The 8,290-nt window shown below is 72.9% G+C and carries 6 protein-coding genes; 4 read left to right on the top strand and 2 right to left on the bottom strand.

The window, feature by feature from the left end:
- A partial coding sequence (locus tag RIF89_RS08655) for a GNAT family N-acetyltransferase (RefSeq protein ID WP_309068719.1) occupies positions 1–192 on the top strand: 192 nt, incomplete at its 5' end.
- Between the two features lie 149 nt (positions 193–341).
- Positions 342–1,340 (top strand): o-succinylbenzoate synthase, encoded by a 999-nt coding sequence (locus RIF89_RS08660; RefSeq protein WP_309068720.1) that lies wholly within the window; start codon positions 342–344, stop codon positions 1,338–1,340.
- A gap of 21 nt (positions 1,341–1,361) precedes the next feature.
- On the opposite strand, the gene RIF89_RS08665 is transcribed toward RIF89_RS08660, so the two are convergent.
- Entirely contained in the window at positions 1,362–2,021 is a 660-nt protein-coding gene (locus RIF89_RS08665) for a helix-turn-helix domain-containing protein (protein ID WP_309068721.1), read from the bottom strand.
- Positions 2,022–2,144: 123 nt separating this feature from the next.
- Between RIF89_RS08665 and RIF89_RS08670 the strand changes: the two genes are divergently transcribed.
- Positions 2,145–4,916 (top strand): MMPL family transporter, encoded by a 2,772-nt coding sequence (locus tag RIF89_RS08670; RefSeq protein ID WP_309068722.1) that lies wholly within the window; start codon positions 2,145–2,147, stop codon positions 4,914–4,916.
- The gene (locus RIF89_RS08675; RefSeq protein ID WP_309068723.1) at positions 4,913–7,198 is read left to right on the top strand and encodes a YhgE/Pip domain-containing protein; all 2,286 of its coding nucleotides are present in this window, start codon (positions 4,913–4,915) and stop codon (positions 7,196–7,198) included. The genes RIF89_RS08670 and RIF89_RS08675 overlap by 4 nt, the downstream gene beginning before the upstream one ends.
- A gap of 138 nt (positions 7,199–7,336) precedes the next feature.
- On the opposite strand, the gene RIF89_RS08680 is transcribed toward RIF89_RS08675, so the two are convergent.
- A partial coding sequence (locus tag RIF89_RS08680) for a PTS fructose transporter subunit IIC (RefSeq protein ID WP_309068724.1) occupies positions 7,337–8,290 on the bottom strand: 954 nt, incomplete at its 5' end.

The following is an 8,290-nucleotide window of genomic DNA, read 5'->3' on the forward strand; positions in this document are numbered from 1 at the left end:
TACGGGCTCGCACTGATGCGCGGGCTCGCGCGGGAGTGCGTCGACAACGGCTACACGCGGTTCGAGTGGTCCGTGCTCGACTGGAACGAGCCGTCGATCAGCTTCTACCGCCGGCTCGGCGCCGTCGGCATGGACGACTGGACCGTGCAGCGCGTCGACGGCGACGCGCTCGCGGCGCTGGCGGCCGGCTGATCGCCGCCGCGTTCCGGCAGCGGCTGCACCGCAGCAACAGCCTCACGTCCGTCCACGCCGACGGGAGGCCCGACGCTTGCGCGCGGTGCGGCGCCGTGCAGAGCGGCGGGGCGGCCCCTCCGCGACGGAGACCGCGGCAGGATGGGGACATGACGCCGCTGCCGCCGCTCGCCGAGGTCCTGGCCACCGTGCGGGTGGTGTCGCTGCCGCTCGCGACGCGCTTCCGCGGGGTGGATCACCGCGAGGCCGCACTGATCGAGGGCCCCGAGGGATGGGCGGAGTTCTCGCCGTTCACCGAGTACGGCGACGCAGAGGCCGCGACGTGGCTGGCCGCCGCGCTCGACTTCGCCTACGCGCCGCAGCCCGAGCCGCTGCGCGCCGAGATCCCGGTGAACGCCACGATGCCGGCGATCGATCAGGCGCGCGTGCCCGAGGTGCTCGCCCGCTACGACGGCTGCCGCACGGTCAAGGTCAAGGTCGCCGAGCAGGGACAGGTCCTGGCGGACGACATCGCGCGCGTGCGCGCCGTGCGCGCGGCCATGGGCCCCGAGGGACGGATCCGGGTCGATGCGAACGGCGGCTGGAACGTCGACGAGGCCGAGCACGCCGCCCACGCCCTCGCGGAGTTCGACCTGGAGTACCTCGAGCAGCCGTGCGCGACGGTCGAGGAGCTCGCCGAGCTGCGCGCGCGGCTGCGCCGCTGGGACCTGCCGATCGCGGCCGACGAGAGCGTGCGCAAGGCGCAGGATCCGATCGCGGTCGCGCGGGCGGGCGCGGCCGACCTGATCGTCGTGAAGGCGCAGCCGCTCGGCGGCGTGCGACGCGCGCGGGAGATCGTCGCGGAGGCGGGGCTGCCCGCCGTGGTGTCCAGCGCGCTCGACACCTCCGTCGGACTGTCGCAGGGCGCCGCGCTCGCGGCCGCCCTGCCGTCGCTCGAGTTCGACTGCGGGCTCGGCACGGCAGCGCTGCTGACGGCGGACGTGGTGCCGGATCCGCTCGTCCCGTGCCGCGGCATGATCCCGGTCGGCAGGCTCACGCCCGACCCGGCGCTGCTCGACCGCCATGCCGCAAGCGAGGAGCGCCGCGACTGGTGGCGCGCCCGCATCGTGCGCTGTCACGCGGAGCTCGCGGCGCGCGGCGACGACTAGCCCGGCTGGGAAGCGCGGGCCTCAGCCCTGCTCGATCACGAGGTGCGCGATGCGCCCGACCTCCTGGGCGCGCGCCTCCTGCAGCTCCTTCTCCGGCAGACCCGCGATGATGGCACGGCTCGCGGCACCCTCCCAGGCGGTCAGCACGAAGCGTGCGGCGTCGTCGGCGGGCACCACGAGGCGCAGGCCCTGCGCGTGCGTGACCTCCTCGAGCAGCTGCGAGACCTCGCGCAGCAGCTGCGCGTCCTGGGCGAGGTACGCCTCAGCGGTCTTCGCGTCGCGCATCGCCCTGTTGCGGATCTCGCTCATGAGGAGCACCCCGAGACGCACGTCTCCCGGCACATCGAGCGCCTCGACCAGTCCGACCATGTCGTCCGCGGCGGCGCCGCCGGCGGGACCGCATTCGCTCATCTCGGCGACGCGCTGACGGACGCCCTCGACCTGACGACTCGCGAAGCGCCCGGCCAGCTCGACGAACAGCTCGTCCTTCGACTCGAAGTTCGAGTAGAACGCCCCGCGCGTGAAGCCTGCGCGTTCGCAGATGGCCTCGACCGAGGTCTCTCCGAGGCCGACCTCCGCGAACACCTGCTCGGCGGCATCCAGCAACCGCGTGCGGGTGTTCTCACGGCTGCGCGTAGGCGCCTTGGCGGTCGCCTCCGTCGCGACGTCCTGTTCGCTCACTTCGATCCTCCGGTTCCCACCGAACCCCCAGCCCGGTTTGCCTCATCCCCCCGTACGATACACACTTGTATCGGATACAGCGTTGTATCGACTTCCTCTGCCCGTCCCCCTCCGGAGGCGCTTGTGTCCACCCTGCTGTATTCGCTCGGTCGCTGGTCGTATCGCCACCCGTGGCGCGTCCTGCTGGGGTGGCTGCTGATCCTCGCCGCCGTCGGCGGTGCCGCGGCGGGTCTGAACAAGGGCTTCGACAACGCGTTCTCGATCCCGGGCACCGAGGCCCAGGAGGGTCTGTCGCAGCTGAGCCGCACGTTCCCGCAGGTCTCCGGCACGAGCGCGCAGTTCATCGTCGTGGCGGCGGACGGCGAGTCCGTTGCCGACGCGGCGTACCGCGACGCGATCGAGGAGACGGTCGACGAGCTCGGCGACGTGGAGAAGGTCAGCAGCGCGACCTCGCCGTTCGACGAGAACGTCACGGGAATGGTCTCGGAGGACGAGTCGGCCGCGATCGTGCGTCTGCAGTTCGAGGGCACGATGACCGACGTCACAGACGAGGACAAGGAGTCGCTGCACGCCGTCGTCGAACGCCTCGCCGAGCAGCTCCCCGAAGGCTCGCAGACCGCGCTCGGCGGCGAGCTGTTCGCGACCGAGCTGCCCACCATCACGATCACGGAAGCGGTCGGCGTGGTCATCGCGCTGATCGTGCTGATCGTCACGTTCCGCTCGTTCGTGCTCGCGGGCCTGCCACTCGGGGTGGCCCTGATCGGGGTCGGCATCTCGCTGCTCGGCATCGTCGCCGCGACGCAGTGGGCCACCGTGTCGGCGACGACCCCGATGCTCGCGCTCATGCTGGGCCTCGCCGTCGGCATCGACTACGCCCTGTTCATCGCGGCGCGACATCAGGATCAGGTGCGCGCGGGCATGGATCCGGAGGAGTCCGCCGGGCGCGCGACAGGCACGGCGGGATCCGCCGTGGTGTTCGCCGGCGTCACGGTGCTCATCGCCCTGATCGGACTCGGCTTCGCGAACATCCCGTTCCTCACCACGATGGGCATCGCGGCGGCCGTCGCCGTCGCGGTCGCGGTGCTGATCGCCGTGACGCTCACCCCTGCCGTGCTCGGCTTCGTGAAGCACCGCGTCGTGGGCCGTAAGCCCCGCGCGCCGAAGAAGCAGCGCGCCGAGCACGCCGACCGCGCCGAGCGCCGCGGTTTCGCGGCGCGCTGGGTCGGGATGGTCACGCGCCACCCGGTCGTCACGACGGTCGCCGTCGTGCTGAGCCTGGGCGTGATGGCCGTACCCGTGGGAAGCCTCGCGCTGTCGCTGCCCAACGCGGGCGTGCTGCCCAAGGACAACGAGGCGCGGATCAGCTACGACCTGACGTCCGAGCACTTCGGCCCCGGCTTCAACGGCCCGCTCATCCTGACCGGGACGATCGTGACGTCCACGGATCCGCTCGGCCTCATGGAGGATTTGAAGACCGAGGTCGAGGCGATCGACGGCGTCAAGGAGGTCGCGCTCGCGGTCCCGAACGAGACCGCCGACACCGGCATCGTCCAGATCGTGCCGGAGACCGGACCGGATGACCCGGCGACGAGCGAGCTCGTGCGCGAGCTGCGCGCGCACCACGACGAGTGGCTGGACGAGTACGGCATCGACCTGAAGGTCACGGGATCCACGGCCGTCGGCATCGACATCTCCGACCGCCTGGGCGGCGCGCTCGTGCCGTTCGGGATCTTCGTGGTCGGCCTGTCCTTCGTGCTGCTGATGATCGTGTTCCGATCGATCTGGGTGCCGCTCAAGGCCGCGCTCGGATACCTGCTGTCGATCCTCGCCGCCTTCGGCGTCGTCGCCGCGGTGTTCTCGTGGAGCTGGGGCGCCGACCTGCTGCACGTCGCGCGCACGGGTCCGATCATCGCGTTCATGCCCATCGTCGTGATGGGCGTGCTGTTCGGACTGGCGATGGACTACGAGGTCTTCCTCGTGTCGCGCATGCGCGAGGACTTCGTCCACGCGGCCCGCAAGCGCGGCGCGACGCGCGAGGTCGCGATCGAGGCCGTCCGCTCGGGCTTCTCGGCGTCCGCCCGCGTCGTCACCGCGGCCGCGGTCATCATGTTCGCGGTGTTCGCGGCCTTCGTGCCCGAGGGCGACTCGAACCTCAAGCCCATCGCACTGGCACTCGCGGTGGGCATCGCGATCGACGCGTTCCTCGTGCGCATGACGCTCGTTCCGGCCGTGATGGCGCTGCTCGGCGAGAAGGCGTGGTGGTTCCCGCGCTGGCTCGACCGCCTGCTGCCCCACTTCGACATCGAGGGCGAGGCCGTCGAGCGCGAGCGCGCTCTCTCCGACTGGCCGGGCACCGGATCGACTGCGATCATCGCGGCCGAGGGCCTGGCGGTCACGGCCGGTGACGTCGTGCTCGCGTCCGGTGTCGACCTGCGGGTCGAGCCGGGCGAGGCCGTCGCCGTGACGTCCGCGGACCCGCGTTCGGCCAGGGCCGTGGGGCTCGCGATCGCGGGTCGTGCGCCAGGGACCGATGGGCTGCTGCGCGTCGAGGGGCATCTGCTTCCCGGCCGCGCCGCCTGGGTGCGCACCCACGTTGGCGTGGCGCTGCTCTCCGGCTCCGAGGCGCCCGCACGCCACGTGCGCGACGCGCTGCGGGGCGGCACGCGCCTCGTCGTGATCGACGGCGCCGACCTGCTCGACCCCGCCGCGCGCGATCAGGTCGCCGCGGTCCTGCGCGACGCCCGCCACGCGCTCTCCCCTGCCGAGCTGACCGTCGTGACGACCGGATCCGATCCGCTCGTCTCACGGCGACTGCTCGCCGACGCCGGCTGGGACACGGTCCAGCAGCTCGACGTCGTCAACGCTCCCACCACCACCACCGAGGTGAACGCATGACCGTCTCCAGCCGTCTCGCCGCCACCGGCATCGAGCGCGCCCGCAGCGCCAAGCCCGTGTCGTGGCTCACGCTCGTCGGGGTGCTGCTGCTGCCCGCCCTCGTGGGCGGCGTGCTCTTCGCGGCGCTCTACGACCCCACAGAGCGCCTGGAGAACATGACCGCCGCGATCGTGAACAACGACGAGCCCGTGACGATCCAGGATCAGCCGGCACCGCTCGGCCGGCAGCTGGCGGCGGGTCTCGTGGAGGGATCCGACGACGCGCCCAGCAACCTGACGTGGGTGCTGTCGAACGACGAGGACGCCGCAGAGGGCCTCGAGGACGGCACCTACCAGGCCGTCATCACGATCCCGGAGGAGTTCTCGGCCGCGGCGACCTCGTCCGGACAGCGCCTCTCGGGCGAGGACACCGAGCCGGAGCAGGCCACGATCGAGGTCGTCACGGCCCCGGACGCGCGCCTGGCCGACGAGGCGATCACGAGCCAGATCGCGTCCGTCGCGACCACCACCATGGGACAGACGCTGTCCCAGGCGACGCTGTCCAACGTGCTGATCGGCTTCACGACCCTGGGCGAGCAGCTCGGTGACGCGGCCGACGGCGCCACGCAGCTGGCCGACGGCGCGACCACGGCGCAGGACGGCGCCACGCAGCTGGCCGACGGCGCCACGCAGCTCGGCGCGGGCGCGGGCGCGCTCGCGGACGGCGCGGGTCAGCTCGCGGGCGGGGCCGGCGGCGTCGCGGGCGGCGCCTTGGAGCTCGCGGGCGGGGTGGCGGGCGTCGCCGACGGCGCCTCGAGCCTCGCGGACGGCGCCGCGCAGCTCTCGGAGGGGGCGAGCGGCCTGGCCGACGGCGCGGAGCAGCTGTCTGCGGGAGCTCAGGGCCTCGCGAACGGCCTGCGAGGCGACGGGACCCGGGAGAACCCGGGCCTCGCCCCGAGCCTTCAGCAGCTCGCGGACGGTGCCGGTGCTCTTGGCACAGGCCTCGAAGACGGTGCCGCGGTGATCGAGCGCGACGGCATCGTGCCGGTCGAGCTGACCGGCGCCGCAGCGGCCACCGCGGACGGGCTGACCGCGCTCAGCGCCAACTGCGCCCTCTCCGGGGCGAGCGCGGAGTTCTGCACCCAGCTCGCACAGCTCTCCCAGGGCGCGGCGGGTACCTCCGCCGGACTGGACGGGCTGGCCGAGGCCCTTCCTGTCGAACTCGCATCTCAGCTGCGCGACGCGGCAGCCGGCACCGCCCCGCTCGCCGAGAACCTCGGCCTGCTTGCCGACGGCGCGGCGAGGTCCGCGGACGGCGCTTCCGACCTCGCGACCGGACTCGCTGGGCTCTCGGACGGGGCGACCGAACTCTCGGGCGGCGCCTCGGACCTCTCGGCCGGAGCCGACGAGCTCGCGACCGGCGCCGGCCAGGCGTCGGACGGCGCGAGCGCGCTGTCGGATGGCGCCGCGCAGCTCGCGTCCGGCGTCAACGGCTTCGCGACCGGAGCGCAGGAGCTCTCCAGCGGCGCGGGCGAGCTCGCGACCGGCACGACCGAGCTGGGCGACGGCATCGGCGAGCTCGCCGACGGCACGCACACGCTCGCGGACGGTCTCGGCCAGGCGACCGAGGAGATCCCCTCCTACACCGAGCGGGAGGCCGACGACCTCGCGGCCGTCGTGTCGGATCCGGTCACCGCGTCCAACGAGGGCGTCTCCCTGTTCGGGGCGGCGGCGATCCCGCTGCTCGCAGCCGTCATCCTGTGGTTCGGCGGGCTCGCGACGTTCATCGTGATGCGCTCGGTCACGGCACGCGCGCTGACCTCGCGCCGCGCGTCGGTGACGCTCGCGGGCGGCACGCTGCTGCCGGCGGCGCTCGTCGGCGCGGTGCAGGGCGTGCTCGTCGGGGTCGTGGTCCAGGTGGTCAACGACTTCGATCCCGGCACGGCGGCCGCCATGGTCGCGCTGTGCGCGCTCATCGGCGTGGCGTTCGCGGCCGTCCACCAGGCGCTCATCGCGGTGTTCGGCGGCGCGGGGCGCTGGATCGCCGCACTCGTCGGCGCCATGGCGCTCGCCACGGGCATCATCTCGACGCTGCCCGGCTGGCTCGCCGACCTGTCCGGCACCCTGCCCACCTCTCCCGCGTATCGCGCCCTGCTCGGCGCGGTCACCGACGCGGGGGGCACGGGCGCGGCTGTCACCGCCCTGATCGTGTGGGCCGTGCTGGCGTTCGCCGTCACGACCGTGGCGGTGGCGCGCAAGCGCACGGCGTCGTCGAAGCTCCTGCTGGAGAGCACGGCGGCCTGATCCCGCGCTCGAAGCAGACGGCCCGGCTCCCCATGGGAGCCGGGCCGTCTGCTTGTCAGGATATGCCGCGTTCTCCGAACCGGATCGCCGGTCTCCGGTCCTGAGGAGCGGGCATCTCCGGGGAACGCGTACGCGGGATCAGGCGGCGACCGCCTGCGCGGGAGCCGTGCGCCGCGCGAAGCGCTTGAGCCCGACGACCGCGAAGCCGCCCACCAGCACGCCCGCGAGCAGGGCGAGCGCGAAGCCCCAGAGCGGGTCGATCGCGAAGAACACGAACGCTCCACCGTGCGGGGCGCGCGAGCCCACCAGCAGCAGCGTGCTGAGGAAGCCGGTGATGGCGCCACCCAGCATCGCCGCGGGGATCACGCGCAGCGGGTCGGCCGCGGCGAACGGGATCGCCCCCTCGGAGATGAACGACAGGCCCAGCAGCCACGCCGCCTTGCCGTTCTCGCGCTCGGGCTCGCTGAAGCTCTCGCGCGCGAGCACCGTCGAGGCGAACGCCATCATGAGCGGCGGCACCATGCCGGCCGCCATGACCGCGGCCATGATGTAGTACGGCACCGGGTTGTCGGCCGACGCGTCGCCCAGGCTCGCGACCGCGAACGCGTACGCCACCTTGTTGATGGGACCGCCCAGGTCGAAGCACATCATGAGGCCGAGGATGATGCCGACCACCGGCAGCAGACCCGACCCGGCGAGCCCGTTCAGCCCGTCGGTGAGGGCACCCATCAGCGCGGCGATCGGCGCCGCCAGGAACAGGATCAGCAGCCCGCTCGCGAAGATCGACCCCAGCAGGGGGATGATCACGACCGGCATCAGGCCGCGCAGCCACCGCGGCACCGACAGCGACCCGAGCCACATCGCCGCGAGACCCGCGAGCACACCGCCCACGATGCCGCCGATGAATCCCGCGCTCGTCAGCACCGCGACCGATCCGGCGACGAACCCGGGCGCGATGCCGGGACGGTCGGCCAGCGCGAAGGCGATGTAGCCCGCGAGGGCCGGGACGAGGAAGCTCATGGAGATGTTGCCGATCGCGAACGCCACGGCGCCGAGGTACTGCAGCAGGCCGCCCTCGGGCAGGTTCCACAG

The sequence above is a fragment of the Microbacterium sp. genome, from assembly GCF_031178525.1.
GTDB lineage: Bacteria > Actinomycetota > Actinomycetes > Actinomycetales > Microbacteriaceae > Microbacterium.